At 71.7% G+C, this 23,507-nt stretch carries 18 protein-coding genes; 15 read left to right on the plus strand and 3 right to left on the minus strand.

Annotated features, from left to right (window positions below; all coding sequences use genetic code 11):
* Nucleotides 1-11: 11 nt before the first annotated feature.
* Nucleotides 12-1,976: a molecular chaperone HtpG gene (gene htpG / locus LZ198_RS29040; protein ID WP_253975343.1), complete on the plus strand. Its 1,965-nt coding sequence runs from the start codon at nucleotides 12-14 to the stop codon at nucleotides 1,974-1,976.
* Between the two features lie 96 nt (nucleotides 1,977-2,072).
* Nucleotides 2,073-3,065, plus strand: coding sequence for a hypothetical protein (locus LZ198_RS29045; protein ID WP_253975344.1), 993 nt, complete (start codon nucleotides 2,073-2,075; stop codon nucleotides 3,063-3,065).
* Nucleotides 3,066-3,154: 89 nt separating this feature from the next.
* Here LZ198_RS29045 and LZ198_RS29050 read toward each other — a convergent pair whose 3' ends face one another.
* On the minus strand, nucleotides 3,155-4,402 hold the full coding sequence (locus tag LZ198_RS29050) for an NAD(P)/FAD-dependent oxidoreductase (RefSeq protein WP_253975345.1): 1,248 nt from the start codon (nucleotides 4,400-4,402) through the stop codon (nucleotides 3,155-3,157).
* A 222-nt stretch (nucleotides 4,403-4,624) separates the two neighbouring features.
* Here LZ198_RS29050 and aroF point away from each other — a divergent pair, with 222 nt between their 5' ends.
* From aroF to trpA, 6 genes are read left to right on the plus strand one after another with little or no spacing between them, the layout of a single operon-like run.
* On the plus strand, nucleotides 4,625-5,650 hold the full coding sequence (gene aroF, locus LZ198_RS29055; protein ID WP_253975346.1) for a 3-deoxy-7-phosphoheptulonate synthase: 1,026 nt from the start codon (nucleotides 4,625-4,627) through the stop codon (nucleotides 5,648-5,650).
* A 3-nt stretch (nucleotides 5,651-5,653) separates the two neighbouring features.
* A complete protein-coding gene (trpD, locus tag LZ198_RS29060) occupies nucleotides 5,654-6,670 on the plus strand; it encodes an anthranilate phosphoribosyltransferase (protein ID WP_253975347.1) in 1,017 nt (338 codons plus the stop codon).
* A 59-nt stretch (nucleotides 6,671-6,729) separates the two neighbouring features.
* Complete coding sequence (locus tag LZ198_RS29065) at nucleotides 6,730-7,488, plus strand: indole-3-glycerol phosphate synthase TrpC (protein ID WP_253975386.1); 759 nt, start codon at nucleotides 6,730-6,732, stop codon at nucleotides 7,486-7,488.
* Nucleotides 7,485-8,132 (plus strand): phosphoribosylanthranilate isomerase, encoded by a 648-nt coding sequence (locus LZ198_RS29070; protein ID WP_253975348.1) that lies wholly within the window; start codon nucleotides 7,485-7,487, stop codon nucleotides 8,130-8,132. Before LZ198_RS29065 ends, LZ198_RS29070 begins: the two co-directional genes overlap by 4 nt.
* Nucleotides 8,129-9,334, plus strand: coding sequence for a tryptophan synthase subunit beta (gene trpB, locus LZ198_RS29075; protein ID WP_253975349.1), 1,206 nt, complete (start codon nucleotides 8,129-8,131; stop codon nucleotides 9,332-9,334). The genes LZ198_RS29070 and trpB overlap by 4 nt, the downstream gene beginning before the upstream one ends.
* A complete protein-coding gene (gene trpA, locus LZ198_RS29080; protein ID WP_253975350.1) occupies nucleotides 9,331-10,122 on the plus strand; it encodes a tryptophan synthase subunit alpha in 792 nt (263 codons plus the stop codon). The genes trpB and trpA overlap by 4 nt, the downstream gene beginning before the upstream one ends.
* 534 nt (nucleotides 10,123-10,656) lie before the next feature.
* Here trpA and LZ198_RS29085 read toward each other — a convergent pair.
* Together LZ198_RS29085 and LZ198_RS29090 are read right to left on the minus strand one after the other, a co-directional pair.
* Nucleotides 10,657-13,107, minus strand: coding sequence for a YfhO family protein (locus tag LZ198_RS29085; RefSeq protein ID WP_253975351.1), 2,451 nt, complete (start codon nucleotides 13,105-13,107; stop codon nucleotides 10,657-10,659).
* Between the two features lie 109 nt (nucleotides 13,108-13,216).
* Nucleotides 13,217-13,639, minus strand: coding sequence for a hypothetical protein (locus LZ198_RS29090; RefSeq protein WP_253975352.1), 423 nt, complete (start codon nucleotides 13,637-13,639; stop codon nucleotides 13,217-13,219).
* A gap of 183 nt (nucleotides 13,640-13,822) precedes the next feature.
* On the opposite strand from LZ198_RS29090, the gene LZ198_RS29095 reads away from it, so the two are divergent.
* The 7 genes from LZ198_RS29095 (at nucleotide 13,823) to LZ198_RS29125 (ending at nucleotide 23,481) form a co-directional block, all read left to right on the plus strand.
* On the plus strand, nucleotides 13,823-14,443 hold the full coding sequence (locus LZ198_RS29095) for a histidine phosphatase family protein (RefSeq protein ID WP_253975353.1): 621 nt from the start codon (nucleotides 13,823-13,825) through the stop codon (nucleotides 14,441-14,443).
* Between the two features lie 137 nt (nucleotides 14,444-14,580).
* The gene (locus LZ198_RS29100; RefSeq protein ID WP_253975354.1) at nucleotides 14,581-16,275 is read left to right on the plus strand and encodes an MBL fold metallo-hydrolase; all 1,695 of its coding nucleotides are present in this window, start codon (nucleotides 14,581-14,583) and stop codon (nucleotides 16,273-16,275) included.
* Nucleotides 16,272-17,690, plus strand: a complete 1,419-nt coding sequence (locus tag LZ198_RS29105; RefSeq protein WP_253975355.1) for an aKG-HExxH-type peptide beta-hydroxylase — start codon at nucleotides 16,272-16,274, stop codon at nucleotides 17,688-17,690. The genes LZ198_RS29100 and LZ198_RS29105 overlap by 4 nt, the downstream gene beginning before the upstream one ends.
* Nucleotides 17,687-19,156, plus strand: a complete 1,470-nt coding sequence (locus tag LZ198_RS29110; RefSeq protein ID WP_253975356.1) for a radical SAM protein — start codon at nucleotides 17,687-17,689, stop codon at nucleotides 19,154-19,156. Before LZ198_RS29105 ends, LZ198_RS29110 begins: the two co-directional genes overlap by 4 nt.
* A 17-nt stretch (nucleotides 19,157-19,173) precedes the next feature.
* Nucleotides 19,174-20,451, plus strand: coding sequence for a radical SAM/SPASM domain-containing protein (locus tag LZ198_RS29115; protein WP_253975357.1), 1,278 nt, complete (start codon nucleotides 19,174-19,176; stop codon nucleotides 20,449-20,451).
* A gap of 31 nt (nucleotides 20,452-20,482) precedes the next feature.
* Nucleotides 20,483-21,397: a hypothetical protein gene (locus LZ198_RS29120; protein WP_253975358.1), complete on the plus strand. Its 915-nt coding sequence runs from the start codon at nucleotides 20,483-20,485 to the stop codon at nucleotides 21,395-21,397.
* An 8-nt stretch (nucleotides 21,398-21,405) separates the two neighbouring features.
* On the plus strand, nucleotides 21,406-23,481 hold the full coding sequence (locus LZ198_RS29125) for a hypothetical protein (protein ID WP_253975359.1): 2,076 nt from the start codon (nucleotides 21,406-21,408) through the stop codon (nucleotides 23,479-23,481).
* Nucleotides 23,482-23,507: the final 26 nt, after the last annotated feature.

Raw genomic sequence — 23,507 nt, forward strand, 5'->3', positions numbered from 1 at the left:
GCCATTGCCACATGTCGGTCGACAACGTCCCCCAGCGGGAAACCCATGCCTTCCAGGCGGAGATCAACCAGCTCCTGAGCCTGGTCATCAACTCCCTCTACAGCCACAAGGAGATCTTCCTGCGTGAGCTGGTGTCGAACGCGTCCGACGCGCTCGACAAGCTGCGCTTCCGGGCCATCACGGAGCCGGAGCTGCTCTCCGACGCGCCGGAGCTGGAGCTGCGCATCGTCCCGGACGAACAGCAGGGGACGCTGACCATCGAGGACACCGGCATCGGCATGAGCCATGACGAGCTGGTGAAGAACCTGGGCACCATCGCCCACTCCGGCTCGCGGGAGTTCCTGCAGCTTGCCGCCCAGCGGGGACAGAAGGACGTGCAGCTCATCGGCCAGTTCGGCGTGGGCTTCTACAGCGCCTACCTCGTCGCGGACCAGGTGGAGGTGGTGAGCCGTCCCGCCGGCAAGGACACCCAGGCGTTCCGCTGGTCGTCGGAGGCGCACGGGACCTTCACCGTGGAGCCCGCCGAGCGCGCCGCCCGCGGCACCTCCGTCATCCTCCACCTGAAGGAGGACCAGAAGGAGTTCCTGGAGGAGTACCGGCTGCGCTCGCTCATCACCCAGTACTCCGACTACGTCGGCCACCCCATCAAGCTCCAGGTGACGAAGCACACGGGCTCGGGCGCCGACGAGAAGACGGAGACGGCGCTGGAGGTGGTGAACAAGGCCAGCGCGCTGTGGCAGCGCGCGAAGTCCGACATCACCGACGAGCAGTACCAGGAGTTCTACAAGCACCTGACGCACGACTGGGAGCCGCCCCTGGCGTGGACGCACTTCAAGGCGGACGGCAACCAGCAGTTCACCGGGCTGCTGTTCGTCCCCAAGCACCCGCCGTTCGACCTGGACTCGCAGCAGCAGCGCGGGGTGCGGCTGTTCGTCAAGCGCGTGTTCATCATGGACCGCTGCGAGGAGCTGGTGCCGCTGTGGCTGCGCTTCGTGCGCGGCGTCATCGACTCGGATGACCTGCCGCTCAACGTGTCGCGCGAGCTGTTGCAGGACTCGCAGGTGGTGCGCGCCATCCGCAAGCACGTGGTGAAGAAGTCGCTCGACCTGCTGGAGAAGCTGTCCAAGGACAAGCCGGAGGACTACACGGTCTTCTGGAAGGCCTTCGGCACGGTGCTGAAGGAGGGCCTGGCCAGCGAGGCGGAGCAGAAGGACAAGCTGGGTGGGCTCCTGCGCTACGAGAGCACGCACGGCGAGGGGCTCACGTCGCTGGCGGACTACGTGTCGCGCATGAAGGAGGGCCAGGAGGCGCTCTATTACGTGTACGGCGAGTCCCGGAAGGCGGTGGAGGACGGCCCGCATCTGGAGGCGCTGAAGCAGCGCGGCTACGAGGTCCTCTTCATGACGGACCCGGTGGACGAGTGGGCGGCGCAGGGGCTGCGGGAGTTCCAGGGCAAGCCGCTGGTCTCCGCGCTCCAGGCGGACCTGAAGCTGCAGGCCACGGACGAGCAGAAGAAGGAGCAGGAGCAGCGCGCCGAGGGGCTCAAGGGGCTGACGTCGAAGATGAAGGACGTGCTCCAGGAGTCGGTGCGCGAGGTGCGCGTGTCGGACCGGCTCACGGACTCGCCGGTGTGCCTGGTGGTGCCCGAGGGCGGCTCGCCCGCGTACCTGGAGCGGCTGCTCCAGCAGCGCGGCAAGGCGATGCCTCGCATGAAGCGCATCCTGGAGGTCAATCCCAAGCATCCGGTCATCGAGCACCTCAAGGCGGTGTACGAGGCGAACCCCGCCGAGGCCCAGGTGTCCGAGTGGATCGAGCTGCTGCACGACCAGGCGCTGCTCACCGAGGGCAGCACCATCTCCGACCCGAACCGCTTCGCGCGGCGGCTGACGTCGCTGCTGACGCAGGTGGCGGGGCAGGCGGTGAAGGTGTCCGCCCCCGAGGCGAAAGACACCCAGCCGGTCTCCGCGGCGAGCTGACATGAAGTGAGGGGCCCGGGAGTCCCGGGCCCCTCCGGGTCATGCTGCCCGGTGGCCCCATCGACATCTTTGTGAGTGATAGGGAATGATGGCCGGATGGGCCATCAGACCTCCTTCGCGGCATTCACTTGCGACATCCTCCCGACGGCGACTCCCTCCGAGCGCGCCGCCATCCAGGGCGCGCTCCGAGCCGAGCTGGGCAAGCCCTATCGCCGGGCGCGGCAGTCGCTCGGAAACCAGTGGTTGGTGCGGTTCGATGACGGGGGCTTCAACTCCTTCGTCCTCGTGGTGAGCGCGATGCGCGCGAAGTACCCGGACGCGTTCCGCTACCTGCTGGTGGGTTGGCACGACATGGGGTCCGTGGCGCTCTATCCGTTGGGTGGCGCGGCGCCGACGACGCTGAGCCTGGTGACGGCGATGGCGGCGGTGGCCTCCGGCGCCGACGAGCTGGCCGCGCCGCTGCTGCTGGCCGCCGGTCCGCTGACGAGCGACGACTTCCCGCTCCAGTGGGAGGACGTGGGCGCGGAGGACGACCTGGGCCTCGCGCGCGCGCCTCGGGGTCGTCCTCGCGGGGCGGGCACTGCGACCCGCGCGCCCCGGCCCCGTGCGAGGACGGCGCCCGTCGTGGCGAGCCCACCCGTGAAGGAGGAGACGGCCAGCGAGACGCCGGCCCCGGCCCCGGCCGACGCCAGCGTGGCGGCGCCCGAGGCCGTCGTCGCCGAGCCCGTGAGCGAGGGGTCGACCACGGAGGCAGCGGAGACCGCTTCGACGACGAGCAACCGGCGCAAGCGTGGAGGCGCGCGTGGGAAGCGGGCCCAGGCCCGTGGGGCGCGCCAGCGGGGTCCGGCGCGCAAGCAGTCTCGCGCCAAGAAGGCGGGTGCGAAGCGTGACGAGGAGGCCACGCAGCGCCGCAAGCCCACCGCGAGCCGCAAGCGCGCAGGGGGCGCCCTCAGCCGCAAGCGCGTGAGCGCCGCGGCCAGCCAGAAGCGCTCGAGCGCCGCGCGCGGGAAAGCACGGACCGCCGCGAAGGCCGCGAAGAAGAAGACGGGCCGCGCGGCCACGAAGAAGAAGACGGGCCGCGCTCGCTGAGACTCCTCGGAAGAGATTTCATACGAGCGACGAGGCTCCTCGGAGACAGTCACCGCGACATGCGGCCGCAATGAAGCCGCATGTATCGCTCACATCTCGAAGTCCCGCAGCACGGCCTCCGCCGCGCGCCGGCCCGATACCAACGCCCCCTGGATGGAAGCGCTGTCCCGGTGGTCTCCACAGACGAACAGCCCGGGCGACAAGCGCACGGGCCGGTGCGGAGGCTCCAGCGCGTCCACCGTCTGCGCCGGCAACGCGAAGGGCAGCGAATACGTGCGCAGGTGCCGCCACCCCGCCACCTGCGAACCGAACCACTCCGTCAGCTCCGCGACCACCCGCGCCCGCAACGCCGGCTCATCCGACGACACCCCCAGCACCGACACGGAGACCAGCGCCTGCCCCTTCGGCGCGTACGCGGGTGACACCTCGCTCATCACCGCGAGCTGGTTCACCACGCCCCTCCCCTCCCCGTTGAGCACGAGCCACGGCCCCGTCACGGGCGGCTCCGGCGCCGCGAAATACAGACACGTCACCGCGTTCATCGTCGGCACCGGCATGCCGGGCAACAGCGCCGCCGCGCGCGTCGGCTCCGTGGCGACCACCACCGCCTTCGCCGTCACCTGCTCCCCATCCTCCAGCCGCACCCGGTGCCCCCACACGTCCGAGACCGGCACCTGCATCCGCAACACCCCCGTGGGCAGCTTCGCCGCGAGCTGCGCGGGAATCGCCCCCATCCCCTCCTCCGGCACCCCCACCGCCCCCGAGGCGAACATCCGGAAGACGAACTCCAGGAAGCGGCTGGACGTGGTCAACGCCCGGTCCAGGAACACGCCCCCGAAGAACGGCCGGAGGAACCCCTCCACCATCTCCCCCGTGAAGCCCACCTCCTCCAGGTAGCGCCGAGAAGGACGTTGGGGCCGCAACCAGACGTCCTCGTCCTCCCCCGAGCGCGAGAGCTGCCGCATCTCCAGGACACGCAGCTTGTCCCCGAACGTGCCCACCGGCCCGAACACCTGCCCCAGCCCCGCCAGCGGCCGGCGGAGGGGGTCGACCACCGTGTGCAGCCGCCCACCCCGGCGGACCTTGGCCCCCGGGACGAAGGGCCGCAGCCGCAGCGCCTCCAGGTCCAGCACCTGCCGCCCCTCCGGATAGGCGGAGAGGTACACCTGGAATCCCCGGTCCAGGAGGAAGCCCTCCAGGACGTCCGTGCGGACCCGGCCGCCCGGCGCATCCGAGGCCTCCAGCAGCATCACCTTCACCCGGGACTGGACGAGCGCCCGCGCGCACGCCAGCCCCGACAACCCTGCCCCCACCACGATGACGTCCGGGTTCGACACGCGACCTCTCCCACATCCACGCTGGCGTGCCTCCATGCTGTGCGGCCCCCCGCCCCACGGCAAGACGGGGCTTCGGCCGCGGGGCTGGTTGCTCGCGAGCGGACAGTTGATGCAGAACGGAGTCAGCAGTCCCGGTTAGCCTCGGGACTTCCTCGCCGGATTCCCCGGCGAGCCTCGACAACCCAACAGAAGAACCGACGGACAGAGAGAGCGGGTATCCCCATGTTGATCGTGATGCGACCAGACGCGACGGCCCAGGACATCGAGCGTGTGAACGACGAGATCCGCCGTCGTGGCTGGCAACCGCACGCGATTCCAGGGGGCACTCGCACGGCCATCGGCATCACCGGCAACCCGGGCGCCGTCGAACCGGAGCCCTTCCGGGTCCTCCCTGGCGTCGCGGACGCCGTCGCCGTGTCCCAGCCGTTCAAGCTCGTCAGCCGCGAGGTGAAGCCGGACGACACCCAGCTGCGCGTGGGTGACCTGACCCTCGGCGGCGCCGCGTTCCACGTCATCGCCGGGCCGTGCTCGGTGGAGTCGCGCGAGCAGATCCTCTCCACCGCGCACGCGGTGAAGAAGGCCGGCGCCACCATGCTGCGTGGCGGCGCGTTCAAGCCCCGCACCAGCCCCTACGAGTTCCAGGGCCTCAAGGGCGACGGGCTGGCGCTGCTGGCGGAGGCGCGCGCGGAGACGGGCCTGCTCGTCACCACGGAGGTGAAGGACACCGCCACGCTGGACGCGGTGGCCGACGCCACGGACATCCTCCAGATTGGCGCGCGCAACATGCAGAACTTCAGCCTGCTGGAGGCCGTGGGCGAGCGCCGCAAGCCCGTGCTCCTCAAGCGCGGCATGAGCGCCACCATCAAGGAGCTGCTGATGGCGGCCGAGTACATCGTCGCCCGCGGCAACACCCAGGTCATCCTCTGCGAGCGCGGCATCCGCACCTTCGAGACGATGACGCGCAACACCCTGGACCTGAACGCGGTGCCCATGCTCAAGGCGCTGTCGCACCTGCCCGTGTTCGTGGACCCGTCGCACGGCATCGGCGTGCGCAAGGCCGTCCCGGCGATGATGCGCGCCGCGGTGGCCGTGGGCGCGGACGGAATCATCGTCGAGGTGCATCCGGATCCGCCGCGCGCCAAGTCGGACGGCGCGCAGTCCTTGGACTTCCCGGAGTTCGACAAGGCCATGAACGAGGTGCGTGCGATTGCGCAGGCCATGGGCCGCGAAGTCGTGCGACTGGGATAGGCCATGACGCTCAAGGAAGCGCTCGGCAAGGTGGTGGGCCGGCGCGACCTCACCCGCGAGGAGATGGCCCGGGTCATGGGCCTGATGCTCGCGGGAGAGGCGTCGCCTGCCCAGGTGGGCGCGCTCGCGACCGCGCTCAAGATGAAGGGTGAGACGGAGGACGAGATCCTCGGGGCGGCGGAGGCCATGCGGGCCTGCGCCACGAAGCTGACGCCCCGGGCCCAGGTGGTGCTCGACACGTGCGGCACGGGCGGTGACGGCGCGCACACCTTCAACATCTCCACCGCGGTGGCCTTCGTGGCCGCCGGGGCCGGAGTCACGGTGGCCAAGCACGGCAACCGCGCCGTCTCCAGCCGGTGTGGCAGCGCGGACGTGCTGGCCGCGCTGGGTGTGTCCATGGAGCGTCCGCACGAGCGCGTCGCGCAGGACATCGACGAGCACGGCGTGGGCTTCCTCTTCGCACCCTCGCACCACGGGGCCCTGCGCCACGTGGCGCAGGCGCGGCGGGACATGGGCTTCCACAGCGTGTTCAACCTGCTGGGGCCGCTGACCAACCCCGCGGGCGCCCGCTTCCAGTTGCTGGGCACCTTCGACGGCAAGCGCGTGGAGCAGACCGCGCGCGTGCTGGGGCGGCTGGGCAGCCGGCGCGCCTGGGTGGTGCACGGCCACGACGGGCTGGATGAAATCTCGCCCTGCGCGCCCACGGAGGTGGCGGAGCTGAGAGAGGACGGCACGGTGCGCACGTTCACCGTGCGGCCCGAGGACGCCGGCCTGGAGGTCGTCGCGCGCGAGTCCATCGCCGGTGGTGACGCGGACGAGAACGCGAAGCGGCTGCGCTCGCTGCTCGAGGGCGAGCGCTCGGGCCTGCGCACGGCGGTGCTGCTCAACGCGGCGGCGGCGCTCGTCGTCGTGGGCCAGGTGGACGACCTGCGCGCGGGCGTGCGCCTGGCGGAGACCGCCATCGATACGGGGGCGGCGTCGCGCAAGCTCGCCGCGCTCATCCACGGGGCCGTGTCGTGAGCGGCCCCCAGGATGGAAGCACCGGGTCCTCGGCCACGCCGGGGACGCTGGACCTCATCATGGCGCGCAAGCGCCGGGAACTGGCGGAGCGGCCGCCCATGGCGCCCCGCCCGCGTCCGGCCGCGCGCGACTTCGCGGGCGCCTTGCGGAGCCGTCCGCGGGGACGGCCGGTGAGCGTCATCGCGGAGGTGAAGCGCAAGAGTCCGTCGGGTGGCGCGTTCCCGCATCCGGACGTGGTGGCGGTGGCCCGGGCCTACGAGGCCGCCGGCGCCAGCGCCATCAGCGTGCTGACGGACGGGCCTGACTTCGGGGGCCACCTGGAGGACCTCGTGGCGGTGCGCGCGGCGGTGTCGCTGCCGGTGCTGCGCAAGGACTTCCTCGTCGCCGCGTGCGAGGTGGAGGAGAGCGCGCTGTGGGGCGCGGACGCGGTGCTGCTCATCGCGGACGCGCTGGAGGACGGCGAGCTGCGGGAGATGCTCGCCACGGCGCGCGCGGTGGGTGTCGCCGCGCTGGTGGAGGCCCATACGGAGGCGCACGCCGAGCGGGCCCTGGCGGCGGGCGCGGAGCTGGTGGGCATCAACAACCGCGACCTCGCCACGTTGAAGACGGACGTGGGCACGGCGCTGCGGGTGATGCCGCGGCTGCGCAGCCGGGCCCGGGCGCTCGTCGCGGAGAGCGGGCTCAAGACGGTGACGGAGCTGGTGGCGGCACGGGACGCGGGCGCGGACGCGGTGCTCGTGGGCGAGTCGCTCCTGCGCGCCGTGGAGCCCGGGCGCGCGCTGCGACGGCTGCTCGGCGAGGAGGACGGTTCGCCGTGAGCCTCAAGGTGAAGGTGTGTGGTGTCACGCGGCTGGAGGACGCTCGGGCCGCGTGGGAGGCCGGGGTGGATGCGCTCGGGCTCAACTTCTATCCGCGCTCCCCCCGCTGCGTGGACGTGGCCACGGCGGCGGCGCTCGCGCGCACGCGGCCTCCGCTGGGCGCGGTGGTGGGCGTGTTCGTGAACGCCGCGCCGGACGACATCCGCGCGAAGGTGCGGGAGTGCGGCCTCACCGTGGTGCAGTTGCATGGGGACGAGCCGCCGGAGGCCTGCTCGGGCTACGGCGTGCCCGTCATCAAGGCGCTGCGCATCCAGGGGCCGGAGGACGTGGAGCGGGCTCGCGCCTACGTGGGCGTGGGTGACGTCTCGGGGTTGCTCCTGGATGGGGCGGCGCCGGGGTATGGCGGGGGCGGCGTGGGCTTCGACTGGTCGCTGGTGGCGCGCCTGTCGGGCAGCGGCGTGCCCGTGCTGGTGGCCGGCGGGCTGAAGCCCGCAAACGTCGCGGAGGCGGTGCGCGCGACGCGGCCCTACGGTGTGGACGTGGCCAGCGGGGTGGAGTCCGCCCCCGGCATCAAGGACCTGGACGCGGTGCGCGCCTTCGTGCGGGCCGCGAGGTCCCTCGACTTCAGGGAGCAACAGTCATGAGTACGCAGACCGCCACCGGCCGCTTCGGGCGCTTCGGTGGTCGCTATGTGCCGGAGACGCTCGTGCCGGCCCTGTTGGAGCTGGAAGAGGCCTACGCGGCCGCGCGGGCGGACCCGACCTTCGACGCGGAGGTGGCGCGGGTGCTGCGCGAGTTCGTGGGGCGGCCCACGACGCTGACGCCCGCGCGACGGCTCACCGAGGCCTGGGGCGGCGCGGAGGTGTGGCTCAAGCGCGAGGACCTGGCCCACACCGGCGCCCACAAGATCAACAACACCGTGGGGCAGGTGCTGCTCGCGCGGCGCATGGGCAAGAAGCGCATCATCGCGGAGACGGGCGCGGGGCAGCACGGCGTGGCCACGGCCACCGCGTGCGCGCTGTTCGGCCTGCCCTGCGAGGTGTTCATGGGCGCGCTGGACGTGGAGCGGCAGGCGCTCAACGTCTTCCGCATGCGCGCGCTGGGCGCGGTGGTGCGGCCGGTGGAGTCGGGCTCGCGGACGCTGAAGGACGCGATGAACGAGGCCATGCGCACCTGGGTGTCGCAGGTGTCGGACACGCACTACGTCATCGGCAGCGCGGCGGGGCCGCATCCGTATCCCACCGTGGTCCGCGACTTCCAATCCATCATCGGCACGGAGCTGCGCACCCAGGCCCAGGCGGCCTTCGGCAAGCTGCCGGATGCGATCGTCGCGTGCGTGGGGGGCGGCTCCAACGCGATGGGCGTGCTGCATCCGTTCATCGCGGACGCGGGCGTGCGGCTCATCGGCGTGGAGGCCGGGGGCCATGGCCTGGACTCCGGCCAGCACGGCGCGTCGTTGACGCTGGGGACGGAGGGCGTGTTGCACGGCTCGCGCTCGCTGGTGCTCCAGGACGCGGACGGACAGATCCAAGAGGCGCACAGCATCTCCGCCGGCCTCGATTATCCCGGGGTGGGACCGGAGCTGGCGCACCTGGCGAAGACGGGACGGATGGAGGTGCGCACGGCGACGGACGACGAGGCGCTCGCGGCCTTCTACGAGGTAGCGCGCATGGAGGGCATCCTCCCGGCGCTGGAGACGTCCCACGCCTTCGCGCGCGGACGGGAGCTGGCGCGCGAGCTGGGCAAGGGCAAGTACCTGGTCATCAACTGCTCGGGCCGTGGGGACAAGGACGTGGCCACGATTTCGGCGCGAGGCGTTCCGCCGGCGGTGGGGGTGAAGGCGTGAGCGGTGAAATCGCGAAGGCGTTCGCGCGGGCGGAGGCGCGTGGCGAGGGCGCGCTGGTGGCGTACGCCATGGCCGGAGACCCGGACCTGCCGCGCTCGGTGGACGTGTTCACCGCGTTGGTCGAAGGTGGCGCGGACATCGTCGAGGTGGGCGTGGCGTTCAGCGACCCCATCGCCGACGGGCCCGTCATCCAGGGCGCGGCGGAGCGGGCGCTCAAGGCGGGCTCCACGCTGAGGCGCGTGCTGGACGAGGTGGTGCCCGAGGTCCGTCGCCGGTGCCCAGAGACGCCGCTCGTCATCATGACGTACGTCAACGTCATCATGGCGTTCGGCGAGGAGCGCTTCGCGAAGCTGGCGAAGGAGCGCGGCGTGGCGGGGGCCATCCTCCCGGACCTGCCTCCCGAGGAGAGCGCCAGCTTGAGGGCCACATTCGACGCGGCCGGCGTGGACCTCGTTCCGCTCTGCGCGCCGACGACGCCGCCCGCGCGAGCCGAGGCCATCGCGAAGGACGCGCGGGGCTTCGTCTACTGCGTGTCGGTGGCGGGCGTGACGGGCATGCGCGCGCAGCTCCCGCCGGACCTGTCCCAGCGACTGGACCTGGTGCGGCGCGCGGCGTCCGTCCCCATCGTCGCGGGCTTCGGCATCTCCACCGAGGAGCAGGCACGCACGTTGTCGGCACACGCGGACGGCGTGGTGGTGGGCAGCGCGCTCGTTCGCGCCGCCCATGCCGAGGGGCCCGACGCGGCCCGAGCCCTCTGCGCGAACATCAAGCGCGGCCTGAAGCGCTGAGGCCCGACGCGTCACCGAGGCAGAACGTTTCGACCTGACGCACCGGGAGCCGCCGCCAACGACGGCACCGAGCGTCGGGTCCGAAGGTCGCCCGCGGCGGCGCCTCGCGAGTTCACGCCCCACCCGAGGCACCGCGTGGCGAGTCCAAAGGCCCGCCCGGGTGCCCTCGTGGCGAGTCCCAAGGCCCACCTCGGCACCCTCCCGCATGCGCACTCCTGCCCTGTGGCACCGGGCTTCAACGCCGCCGACCACAGGGGGATGACATGCATCGGCGCCCTCCCGCGTGCTCACTCCTGCCCTGTGGCACCGGGCTTCAACGCCGCCGACCACAGGGGGATGACATGCATCGGCACCCTCCCGTGTGCTCACTCCTGACCTGAGGCACCAGGCTTCGTCGGCTCCGAGCACAGGGCGACGGCATGCATCGGTGTCCTCTCGCGAACCCGCTCTCGACCCGAGGCACCGGACTCCACCGACGCGAGCTTCGCGCGTCGGCTGAGAGGGCCTGCCTCGCCGTCCTCCCGCGTGCTCGCGTCAGGCGGTCGATTCGAGCCCCGGCCCACGACGGCGGCGAGCCATCACCGACGCCGTGAGGAGCGTCAAGAGCGTCGCCCCCGCCACCGCCATGCCCGCGCGGGCCGCCGCGTCCCGGTAGGTCAACACGACACGGTGCCGCCCCGCCTGCACCGGGACCGCACGGACCGCGACGTTGGCGGGCAGGATGGGCGCCGGCTCGCCATCCACCGTGGCGGACCACCCAGGGAACCACGCGTCGTTGACGACGAGGACCGCGTCGCGCTCGGTCTCCACGTCGAACGACAGGTCCTCCGCCGCGTACCGCTCGATTCGCACCTGCCCTGGGACACGAGCGGTGTCCTGCGTGGCCAGGGAGGACGCCAGCGCGCCGCACTCGACCAGCGCGACCTGCCCGCTGCGGACGGTGGGCTCCGCGAGCATGGGCCGCGAATCCGCGGCCGGGTCGACGCAGCGGGGCCGGGCCAGGAAGACGCGCGGGAGCGCTTCGGGATGCGAGACCAGCACCGCCCCCATGGAGCGGTCCGCTCCCACCAACTTCTTGCCCGCGGCCTCCAGCGGCGCCCACTCGATGTTCGGGTGTGAGGAATACGCCAGCGAGAAGATGGGGGCGCGGACGACGTACCACTCGGTCAGCTCGGTGGTGAGGGAGCGGACCCGCTTGCTCGCCGCGGGCAGCAACGTCTCGATGCTCTCCATCCCCCAGAGAGCGGGCGTGTCCGGCATGAAGGTCTGCACCGCCCCGAGCGACTTGCGCTGCCGCAGGTCGAGCCCCGGGATGTCCGCCTGGAGCAGCGCGATGTTGAAGTGGGAGGACACGCGCACCGGCACCTTCGCATCGGGAGGTGTCCGGGCCAGGACCTGCTCGACGAACGGTGGCGGCGTCGTGAGGACCTCCGGCGTCATCAGCTCGTAGAGTCCCTCGCTGGCGAAGAGGCTCACGAGGAACTGGCTCGTCAACAGGAGCGCGCCGCCCCACTTCGCCGAGGACATCCCCCACGTCGCCGCTAGACACAGCGCGCTGGCGACCGCGGCCATCAGACTCGCGGTGACGAACCGCGACGAGAGCAGCGCGACGACCTCCGGGGGCATGTCCGGCCAACGTGGCACCAGCAGGCCCTGGGTGAACACCTGGCCCGTCCCCTCCGCCACGGCCAGCAACAGGCACCCCACCGTCAAGGCACCCGCCGCGCGACGCAGCCTCGGGCGCGCCACGTCGCCGTCCTGGACCAGGGCCCGCCACCCCAGCGCCGCTACGAACACCACCCCCAGCGCGAGGAACGGGACGAGCTTCGAGGGATACCGGAACACACGCCACGGCGGGAGCAGCGCATACGCCGCGCCGTAGAGCGGCGTCGACGCGCCGAGCGACAACCCCAGGACCAGGAGCCACGCGCCCACCCACACCCAGGCCTGCTTCACGCTGCGGTAGGTCCACAGCCCCACGAACGCCAGCAGGAGCACCGGAGGCCCCAGGTGGATGGAGTCCACCCAGAGCCCCGCGAAGCCGGAGGGGATGAGCCGGCCCACCAACGCGACGGACAGGTCGCCCGGCTGCTCGGGGAAGACGAGATAGGCGCCCAGCAACGGCTCCAGCAGGCGCAACGGATGGAGGGCGTATTCCTGCGCGGCCTCGAGGGACTCGGCGCCAGCGGCGGAGACCCCGAGCAGGGACGCCGAGGCCAGCAACTGCGGCGCGGCCAGCAACACGCCCACGGAGAGCGCCACCGCCGCGCCCCCCAACCGCCGCCTCCACGTCGCCCCGCCGCCCGTCAGCGAAAGCAACAGGACCAGGCCATAGGTCATCGCGAAGGCCTGGACGTCTCCCGCGTACAGGACGAGCGCGAGCAGGGCCCCCGCGACCAGCAACCGCCCCACCCGCCTGTCGCGCAGCCACCGCTCCGTGGCCCACAACGCCCAGGGCACGGTCGCGGCGGCCATCAGGTAGCAGAGGTTGTTCGTGATGCAGACGAGGTAGCCACTGAAGGCATACGCCAGCCCCGCGAGGAACGCGCCCTGCCTCGGCACGTCCCATCGCCGCGCGAGCACGTAGCCCCCCAACAACGCGACGGGGAAGCACACCAGGATGTTGAGCGAGAACGCCACCTCGAGCGGGAACAGGAGATAGAGCAGCTTGCTCGGGTGGAATGGCGCGACCACCAGCATCCCCGCGAGCGGCTGCCCCATGCCGTCCAACGTCAGCCACTCCGGGAGCTGCCCGGCGAGTACGCGCTCGCTCCAGGCGCGGAAGACGGGCAGGTAGACGAACAGCGAGTCCCGCGCGCTGAACATCTCTCCCGTCAGCCACACCCGGTGGAAGAACAGGGCCGTCAGTCCCAGCGCCGCCACCACGAGGAGCCCCGCGCGACGCGCCGGGGAGAGGGTGACGGGCTCCCGGTCGCTGGAGGATGAGACGGCTTCCGATGAGGGCGGAGACGAGGGCGCGGTCATGAAGGTCGGGGCCACCGCCACGCCCGTGGGGCGGCGCGGAGCGGCGACTGGCGAGCATAGGCGAGGAACCCCGTACGTCGGAGACTCAACCCCGAGCGCGCCCCCCGTGTCACGGCGTCCCGGCGCGCGTCTTCTCCCAGACGGGGCGGTAGTCATACGTCGGGTAGAACTCCGTGCGGAACGCGCCCCACGCGCCCTTCTCGAACGCGAGGTTCACGTCGCGCAGCTTCTCGGGGGGCAGCCGCACGGTGACCACCTGCCCCACCCCCATCATCACGTACCAGGACACCACCTCCACGCCGGGCGGCGGGAAGTTCTTCCGGAAGCCCGTGCGGTCCAGGTGGGCATTGATTTCGTCCAGCGTCTTGCCCTGGTCGTGCTTCATGAAGATGGTCAGCAGCAGCGTGCCCTCGGTGCTCGCGGGCTTCTCCGCCGCCGCTGGCGGTCGCGCGTCGCCGGGCACCGTGAGGGTGAGCGCGAACAACACCGCGAGCGCGATGGACACAGGGAACGACGAGCGGACCTGACGCATGGGGAGGCTCCTGGGAGACACGAGGCGGCCCTACGGTGCGGCCCTCGCCGCACGCGTTCAAGTGTCGCGCATCGGTGAGCCCGGCCATCGCCTGTCACGCAGGCGGAATCCAGACTGTCCACTCGGCTGCGGGAGCCCCCGTGCCCGAGCATCGCTCGCCAGCGGGTGGCACACTCCCGGGCGATGAAGACGCGTGGACCTCGGGTAGTGCTCGTCCGGCATGGTGAGACAGCGTGGAGCCGCAGCGGCCAGCACACCGGCCGCACGGACGTGCCGTTGCTGGAGGAGGGACGGAAGATGGCGACCCTCCTCGGAGACCCTCTCCATGCCTGGAACTTCGCCCAGGTGTGGACGAGCCCGCTCAGCCGCGCCGCGGAGACGTGCGCGCTTGCCGGCTACGGGGACGTCGCCGTCCGGCGCGACGACCTGATGGAGTGGGACTACGGGGACCACGAGGGCCGCACCAGCGCGGAGATACGCACCGAGCAGCCAGGCTGGACCCTCTGGAAGTACGGCGCCCCCCACGGAGAGACGCTGGAGCAAATCGGCGAGCGGGCCGACCGCGTCGTCACCGACGCGCGCGCCGTGGCGGGGGATGTCCTCATCTTCTCGCACGGCCACTTCCTGCGTGTGCTCGCGGCCCGGTGGGTGGACCTCGCGCCCGACGCGGGCCGGCTGTTCCTGCTCGACACCGGCTCCATCAGCTCGCTCGGCTTCGAGGGGGCCGCGGCCCAGCCCGTCCTCTCCTGCTGGAACGACACCACCCACCTGCGAGGTCGGCCCACCCCAGGGGGCCCTCCATGACGCACGCGCCCTGATACCAAAAACTCCATGAATTCAAGCCTTCCGTAACCAACTGCCTATTCCTGTGCCCCCCGTTGACTGTGTCCAAGCCTGAACGACTAGGATGACACGTAATGCGGTGGAGCCAGGATTAGTCAGTGAGCACTTGGATTGAGCACCTCGGCCATACGAGCTTCGCCGTCTCCCGGGGGAACCAGCGAGTGTTGCTGGACCCGGTGCTCGTCCGCGAGGACCTGAGTTTCCGCGACGCGACGTGTCCGCGCTGGCTGCGCGAGGACCTGGCCGCGGTGACCGCGGTGTTCCTCTCCCACGGCCACGACGACCACCTGCACCCGCCCAGCCTGCTCGGACTGCCGCCGAGCACGCCCATCTACTTCCTCGACGAGGACCCTCGCACCTGCTCGTGCGACGTGAGCCCGCGTCAGCTGCTGCTGTCCCTGGGGTTCCGGGAGCTGCACGCGTTCGTGCCGGGGGACGTCGTCACGCTGGAGGACGGGCTCCGGGTCCACATCCTCCCCGCCAGGGGCTCCGCCGAGGGCGAGGAGCAGTGCGCGTTCCTCGTCGAGAGTCCCGACGTGCTCATGCTGGACGCCGTCGACATCGCCGACGACGCGCTCACCCGCGAGGCGCTCGCCGAGTACGTGGGCCGCGTGGACGTGGCCTTCGTCCCCACCGGAGCCTCGCTCCAGTGGCAGGGCTTCTGGAACCAGATGGACCAGGTGGAGGCGCTGGACTTCCTCCGGTGGCTCCAGCCCGCGCTCGCCGCGTCGTGTGGCGGCACCGCCTCCATGGCCGCGCGTCCCCAGGCGCACACCCTGGAGCGCTACCCCCAGGACTGGGCGGACTGGACCGCCGCGTCAGCGCGCCTGGAGCCCGGCCGGGCGCTCACCACCCGTCCGCCCTTCCGGCTCCACTACGAGGCCCACCGGCTCCTGGTCCACCAGCCCTGGGTCCCCGGCGCGCGCTTCCAGTCCGGCCCGGTCGCCTTCCGCCCCCACGCGCTCATCGCCACGTACTTCGGCGGCTACCATCCCCGCGCGCCCACCCGGAAGTCGTGCTGGCCTCGCACCCCGCTCGCGGACTGGCTGTCGGCACTCGCGCCCCTGCGCGACGCGGTCCAGGCGGGGCAGGCGGACCTGGCGGCGCTGCTCGCGCGGTGCCGCCCCCAGGCCAACAAGACGCCCGCGGGGGTGCTCGCGCCCTGCACCGTCCGCAGGCTCGTCCAGGGCCGCGCGTTCGACCTCGCCGCCCGCCTGTGCGCCCTCATCCCTCCCGCTACGGAGCCGGAGAGCCTGGAGACGGCGTTCTTCGCCGTCGCCGAGTGCCTCCTGGAGAACGCCACCGGGGCCGCCGAGCCCTTCGTCGGGGAGCTGCGCGCCTGCCTGTGGCTGGACCGGAAGCTGTTCCGCCTGGGCCTGCTCGCGCAGCAGCTCCGCGCGCTCGCCACCTATCCGCCCCAGGAGGCCGAGCAGCTGCGCGCCGCGCACCAGGAGCGGCTGCGCGAGACGGCGGGCCAGCGTCGCGTCGTGCTCGGCCCCCATCACCTCTGGCTCACGACGGAGCAGGTGCCGCTGCTCACCGGCGCGCCCACGCCCGAGGGCGTCTTCGCGCTGCTGTGCTTCCCGGGACATGACGGCCTGCGGCAGGAACCGCTCACCGAGCTCGAGGCCCTGATGCTGGAGCGCTGCGACGGCAGGCGCTTCGCCGACCTCGTCTCCGAGCTGAGCCAGGCCCTGGAGGCCCCCGCGGCGGAGGTGGACGCCGCGCTGTTCGGACTGCTGTCGCGCCTGACCCGCCTTTCCATTGTCCTGTTCGACTGGAGCCAAGCATGAACGACATCGACGCCTACCTCTACCCCGTCGCGCTCGACGCGAGCATGCAGTCACAGGTCGGCGAGCGCATCCGGACGTTCCGCGCGACCACCATGGACTCGCTGCTGGGCCAGCTCCAGACCCCGGAGACCAGCGCGCGGCTGGGCGCGGAGCGCGCCTCCTGCGTGCAGGGCTTCATCAACGAGCTGCTCGAGCTGGCGCAGCACGCCCCCGAGCAGCTCACGGAGCTGATGTCCCACTGGGGTTCGTTCGCGCTGCTCAACGCCATCTCCGCCCCCGCCACGCGGGTCGAGACGCAGCTCGACAACCTGCTGGGCAACCTCCAGGCGCTGCTCATCGGCCGCTACCTGCGGGGCCAGGGCATCTCCCCCCAGGTCCGCTTCACCACGCCGCCCCGCGCGTACGACCTGCGGCGCAACGTGCTGCTGGAGGTGCCGGGCGCCGCCGCGGGCCAGAAGGTGGAGTGGAGCTTCTCCCAGGGCTCGCTCGCCCTGCGCCACGGCGACACGACGCTGCCGGCCACGGCGCTGCCGCTCGGCGCGGGGGGCCCCGTGTCCGAGCGCCCCCTGACCTGGTCGAAGTCGTGGAACATCCCGCTCATCGACGAGAACGCGCTGCTCGGCATCACCGGCACCACGCCCCAGGAGCTGCAGAAGGAGGTGGCCGACCCGGACTTCCGGCCGCTGTCGCTGCATGACAGCGCGGAGGCCGCGTACACCATCGTCCGCGACCTGTGGCCGGAGATGCTCGACTGGAGCCCGCAGCTGTTCACCGCCCTGGTGGACATGAACGGCCCTCCCACGCGCCACGTGCACCGCTCGGCGTCGTACGGCCCCGGCAGCCCCATCTTCGTCACGCGCGTGGACGACGCCTTCAAGCACGCGGAGGACATCGTCCACGAGCTGCAGCACCAGCGCATGAGCCTCATCATGGACACCAGCGCCTTCGGCACCTGGGACGACCCGAGGCAGATCGCCGCCTCGCCCTACCGCAGCGACCCGCGGCCCCTGCGCGGCCTGCACCTGGGCATCCACGCCTTCCTCGCCGTCAACCGGCTGCGCCTGCGTCAGCACGCCCGCGCGGGGTTCCCCGCGGACCGCTTCCGCTACATGCTCAACGCGCACCGCACCAACCTCTTCTCCTTCCGCACGCTGCTGCACCACGAGGACATCCGGGAGCACGGCCGCCCCATGTTCGCGGAGTACGCCCGCGAGCTGGTGGCCCAGCACGAGCTCATCGAGCCCATGGTCACCCGGGAGCAGAACGAGTCCTTCGACCACCACATGCGCGAGCACATCGCCGCCGTCGCCGGCCGCGCCTCCGAGAAGCTCATCAACATGAGCCCCGAATACATGGACTGGAACGAGACGGCGCGGCTCGCCGCCCGCTACGCGGAGAAGGAGGGCGTCTCATGAGGACCGAGGGACGACGCTACAAGGACGAGTGGCTGCCCAACTTCTACCCGTCCCGCAAGGTGGGGCCGGACCACCACGTCCGCCTGTCGCGCACGGGCTCGCTGCAGATCCTCTCCTCGAGCGAGGACGCGCAGCTGAGCGAGATCTTCATGGACGCGCCGCTCTTCGAGCGGCTGGAGTCCAGCGGCCACATCGTCACGGAGGCCAACGCCTCGCAGGTGATGAAGGACCTGAAGACCTGGCACCTGAAGACCTTCCTGGGCGCGGGCCTGCACCTGGTGGTGCTCACCAAGCGGTGCAACCTCAACTGCACCTACTGCCACATGAACCCGGAGCCGATGGACGCACGGCAGCTGGACATGAGCAAGGAGACCATCGACGAGGTCATCCGCTTCGCGATGTCCACGCCCAGCCCCCGCATCACCTTCGAGTTCCAGGGCGGCGAGCCGTTCCTCAACTTCGACGGCATGGTCCACTTCGTCGAGGAGGCGAAGCGGCAGAACGCCACCGTGGGCAAGCTCATCGACTTCTCCGTGACGACCAACCTCATGGTCGTCACCGAGCAGCACATGGAGTTCTGCCGCCAGAACAACATCAACGTCTCGTACTCGCTCAACGGGCCGCCGGACATCCACGACGGCTTCCGCGTCACGCGCAGCGGGGCGGGCTCGTTCCGCACCGTGATGCAGAAGCTGCAGGAGTTCCAGCAGAAGTACCCGGACATCCTCAGCACGTCGCCGCTGTGCGTGGTGGGCGACGCCAACGCCCAGGACTTCCGGCGCACCATCGACTTCTACCATGACATGGGCTTCAAGGGCGTGGGCGTCATCAAGCTCAAGCACCTGGGCAACACGGTGAAGAACGGGCTGCGCTTCGACGTGAAGCACTTCCTCAAGCACTACCTGGCCGCGCTCGACTACATCTACGAGAAGAACCAGCGGCTCGGCGAGAACTACTCCGAGCGGACGCTGCGCGTGCTGATGGCGAAGATCATCAGCAAGACGGACGTGGGCTACGTCGACTGGTCCAACCCCTGCGGCGACTTCAGCGGCTCCATCGTCTACGACTACGACGGGGAGATCGTCCCCTCGGACGAGGCGCGGTCGCTGCGGCACGTCTTCGGGCTGGGCAACGTGCGCAACGTCACCTACGCGGGGCTCGTCGAGGACCGGAACACCTTCCGGACCATGAACCTGTCGCTGCGCGACCGCGACGCGGCGTGCCGCGAGTGCGCCTACAACCCCTACTGCGGCGTGGTGCCCGTGCTCGACTACGCGCGCACCGGCGACGCCACCCCGCGCCCCCACGAGTCCGACGAGTGCCTCCAGGTGCTCGGCATCCTCGACTGGGTCTTCCAGAAGCTCGTGGAGGACCCGCTGCCCCTCATCCGCATGCTGCCGGGCATGGAGCAGGCGCTGATGACGCTCGCCGCCCCACCCGCCGAGTCCACGGACGCCGCCGCGTGACGAGGAGCCCCGCCGCCATGCTCGACACTCCGGGAGTCACCGCGCCGACAGGGCTGCTGGGCTTCCCCAGCAAGCTGCAGATCCAGACCATCAACCGCTGCAACTACACCTGCCCCATGTGCCCCTACCCCGACGTGGCCGGCGGCCGGGAGGGCATCAGCCTGGACACCGCGCTGTTCCGCCGCCTCATCGACGAGGTGCGCGCGGCGGGGCGCAAGGTGAAGCTGTGCATCATGCTCCAGAACGAGCCGCTGCTCGACAAGCGGTTCCTGGAGCTGGTCGACTACGCGCACGCGGCCGAGGACGCCATCAGCTCCATCTCCACCGTCAGCAACGGCAGCGTGCTGACGCCGGAGGTGCTCGACCGGCTGATGACGTACGAGCGCTTCTTCCTCACCCTGTCCGTCAACGCGACGGACGCGCGGCGCTACCAGGAGATCCACGGCCGCGACTTCTGGAAGCGCGTCCACGGCCTGCTCACCGGCTGGCAGGGACAGCGCCAGCGGGTGCGCCTGTCGTTCGTGCTGGACTCCGCCTCCATCGACGCGGCCCGGACGTTCCAGGACTACTGGGGGGCCATGGGATATTCGGTCCGCTTCGTCCCCATCAACACGCGGGTGGACAGCGTGACGGAGAACGCCCGCGTCCACGAGCTGGACACCAGCTACGGGCACTGCCACTACCCGGTGGACACGCTCAACATGCTCGCGGACGGCAGCGTCATCCTCTGCTGCAACGACTGGAAGCACCTGGACCGCTACGGCAACCTGCGCGAGCACAGCATCTCCGAGGTGTGGAACGGGCCGCGCATGACGCGCCTGCGCCGCGCCGCCATCGACGGGACGCTGCGCGACCACCCCATGTGCAAGGAGTGCGACTACCCCATCCGCTCCTCGCAGCGGCTGCACCTCGAGGCGCTGGTGGCGGACGTCGCCGTCCCCACGGCCGCCGGCAAGGGCGAGGTCGTCTTCCACGAGGCCACCGTCCGCTGCGCGCCGGACGAGCCCCCCATGTCCGTGCTGGTGTGGGGCGCGGCCCCGGAGCAGGGCAGCGTCTCCGCGCTGTTCCCACGGACGCGCGAGGTCCCGTCCTCGCTGTCGTTCCAGTTCCAGATCGGCCACTCGGGCGCCTTCAACTTCGGCGCGCTGGAGCCCGTCTGGTGCCGCGCGCGGGTGGTCCCGCTCAACGCGGACGTGGACGTGGGCGACGCGGTGCCCGTGCGCCTCGAGTTCGACCCGTCCGACGAGGCCTTCCAGTTCTTCCGCTGGTACTGCGCGGACTGGAGCGCCACCTGAAGTCCCACGCCCGCCTGGCCCGCCCCACTCCATGACGCTCCCACTCTCGTCGCCGCCGGACCCCACGCTCCCGCGCGCCATCCGCGAGGAGCTCCGCGCCAACCTGCCCCCGCCCCAGGGCGAGCTCGTGCAGTTGCTGGGCGTGTCGGACTTCCTGACCTGCATCACCGTGGCCCTGGGCGAGCGCGCCGTGGGCCGCTCCATCCTCCCCCTGGAGAAGCTGGAGCCCACCACGGCCGCGCTCGAGGCGCTGGGCCTGCACGTGCGGCGCGGCTGGCTCGACTTCATGCCGCGCGTGACGGGCGTGGAGGGCACGGACCACGACCGCGCCGCGGGCCCCCGGGGCATGCCCGGCGCCACGCACGGTATGCTGTACTACGCGCGGAGCGACGACCTCACCGAGGGCGCGGAGTTCGTCGAGCAGCAGGGACAGCACGGCCTCATCGCGGAGCTGTTCGGCTACCCCACCTGCTGCTCGAGCGTCTTCACCGCCCCCTCCGCCGAGCACCACGACAAGACGCCGGACACCTATCCGGACACCGGCCCCTACCCCCGGGAGATGAACCCGAGCCTGCCGTACCTCTTCGGGTTGCACCTGCTCTTCCACTTCCCCTGCTCGCCGCGCTGCGAGGCGTCCCTGGAGCTGCTGCGAGGACGCCTGAACTTCCTGCACAGGTACGCCCCCTCCTGCGACGAGTACGCCCGGCTGGGCGCCGGCATCGCCTTCTACGGCACCGCGGTGGGCATCGGCCTGGCGACGCGCTACCGCGACCTCGGGGGCGACACCTTCGAGCTGGCGCACGTCATCACCCGCAGCGACGCGCTCCACCGCCTGGTGGAGGCCGCGGCGCCCACGCCCGTGCTGCGCCTCCACTCGGTCCACGACTTCGAACTCGGGGGCTCGCGCGTCGTCGACGCCCGCGGCCTCGTCGCCCGCTTCGAGTGAGCGCCACCATGCAGACGCCCCTGCTCGCCTCCGTGCGGACCGCCCTGGACCGGGCCATCACCGCGCTGGAGCAGGCCGGGACGCCGGAGCTCGTGCTCGCCACCCCGGACGAGCTGCGGCAGGTGGACTCCCCGTTCACCGCGGCCTTCGTGCTCTGCGCCCTCGCCTGCGAGCCGGCGCGGCTGGAGCCCGCCGCGCGCCCCTTCCTGCGCTACCTCCAGGACACGCGCGACGCCGCGGGCCGGTGGCCCCTGTGGGAGTCCCCGTCCGATGACGCCCCCGCGAGCGTGAGCACCTGCGCGCGCGCCCATCTCGCGCTCGGACGGTGGGGCGTCGCGCCCGCGCCACCGCCGGAGGCCCTGGCGCGGCTCCTGGAGGCCGTGCGTCCCACGCGCAGTGGTGACGCGCTCGAGACGCTCGCCCGCGTCGACGTGCTCGCCCTCGCCACGCGCCACGGCGAGCGCCCCGGGGACCTCGCCGCCCTCGTGGGGCAGGGGCTGGAGACCGGAGGACTGGAGGCCCTCCCCGACGGCGCCTGGCGCGTGTCCCCCTTCGCCCACGCCCACGCCCTGAGCCTGTGGCTGGACGCCGACGAGGACCTGCTGGGGCTGCGGCGCATCGTGTGGCGGGACGGCCACCGGCTGCGACTGGACGCGCTCGAGAACGCCCTCGACTGCGCGCTCCTGCTCACCACCCTGCTCACGCTGGGCCCCGCGCGCGGCGAGCCCACCTGGGAGGAGCGCGTGGACGAGCTCGCGCAGTACCTGCTGGAGCAGCAGAGCGAGCTGGGGCTGTGGCCCGCGCTGCCCCTGTTCACCGACGCGAGCGGGCGCGTCCATGGCTCGCTCCAGGTGAGCACCGCGGCCTGCATCGAGGCGCTCACCCGCTTCTCCCGGTGGAAGACAGCCGCCCTGTCCCCAGAGGCCACGCGGGAGGCGCCACCTCCGCCCCCGCGCGGCTGGCGCGCCGCCGCGGGCCGCAAGCCCCGCTCCGCCGACATCCCGCCGCGCCCCGGCACCTGGGGCACCACGCTCGACGCGCTGCGAGGCCTGGTGCCCGCCCCCCTCACCGCGCCGGAGGCCCTGGCGGACGTGCGCGCCATTGCGGCCTGGCTGCCCTCGGAGCTCACCAACGGCTTCGGCCTGGAGACGCGACTGACGGACCCGGCCGCGCGCGCCGACGTCTTCTTCTGGCTCAACGCCGACAGCCTCGGCCCGGACATCGTCGCGGGCAGGGACCCGCACATCGCCCTGCCGGAGCGGCTGTCGCGCGAGCCCCTGTGGCGGAGCATCACCACGTTCGCGCGCCAGTGGGTGGACCCCGGCTCGCTGCTCCACCAGGGCGTGGACAGCTTCTGGCTGGAGTTCGACGTGGCCGGCCCACCACCCGAGCCGCCCGCCCCCGTCGTCTTCTTCTGCCCGGAGGAGATGCCCCTCCCCCACGACACGGCGACGGGCCACCAGGCGCGGCGCAGGCACCAGGACATCGCCACGGCCGCGCTGTCGACGCTGAGCGACGGCGCGCTGGCGGACGAGACGCTGCGCAACGTGCGCGCCTGCATCGACGCCCTGCCCGCCGGCTCCCAGCCCTTCGCGCTCGGCATCCTCCGCTCGCGCCAGCTCGACACCGTGCGCTTCTGCGCCAAGGACATCCCCGTCCACGGCATGCGCGACTACCTCGCCGCCGTGGGCTGGGAGGGCCCGCGGGAGGACTTCGACGCCCTGCTCGACTGGCTCGGCCCGCTCGCGGACCGCTTCGTGCTCGACTTCGACGTGGGGAGCCGCGTGCTCCCCACCGTGGGGCTGGAGGTGTCGTTCCACCACCGCCGCCAGCCGCCCACGGAGCCCCGCTGGAGCCCCCTGCTCGACGCGCTCGTCGCGCGGGGACTGTGTCGGCCCGACAAGCGCGAGGCCCTGCTCGCCTGGCCCGGTCAGGTCCCCTGCACGGAGGACTTCGGGCACGAAGTGCGCGAGGGCCGCTTCGACAAGCGCCTGAGCCACCTCAAGCTGAGCTTGAAACCACAGCTCGAGGCCAAGGCCTACTTCGGCGCCTGGAGATACACCGAAGCGAGGCGGACGACATGAGTCGCCCACCCCGCTTCGATGACGCG

It is taken from the genome of Myxococcus dinghuensis (assembly GCF_024198235.1).
Taxonomy (GTDB): Bacteria; Myxococcota; Myxococcia; order Myxococcales; family Myxococcaceae; genus Myxococcus; species Myxococcus dinghuensis.